At 41.7% G+C, this 271-nt stretch carries 1 pseudogene; it reads left to right on the top strand.

The features are described 5' to 3' along the window. Positions 1-192 (top strand): annotated as a pseudogene (locus tag AYW76_RS19455) (methyl-accepting chemotaxis protein); the annotation flags it as partial. Positions 193-271: the final 79 nt, after the last annotated feature.

Here is a 271-nt window from a genome sequence, read left to right as displayed (position 1 = left end):
TCTATTCAGATTGCCACCGCAGCTGAAGAGCAGACATCAGTGACCGATGAAATAGGAAGAAACACAGATGCTATTAGAGAAGTGGCGGATTCGTTTATGATAGAGTCTCGAAAAGGGGTGGACCAATCCAGCCAACTTTCTGCACTTTCTAATAAATTGAACGTGCTACTTTCTCAATTTAAGCTGTCTTGAGACATGTTAATGTTCATTCGGTTTAGTATCTGCTGGGTAACTGCGACCTTTCTTAGTTTTGGTGTTATTACACCTGCAC

This window comes from Marinomonas gallaica (genome assembly GCF_001639745.1).
Classification (GTDB): Bacteria; Pseudomonadota; Gammaproteobacteria; order Pseudomonadales; family Marinomonadaceae; genus Marinomonas; species Marinomonas gallaica.
This window is presented reverse-complemented; position numbering and strand designations above follow the sequence as displayed.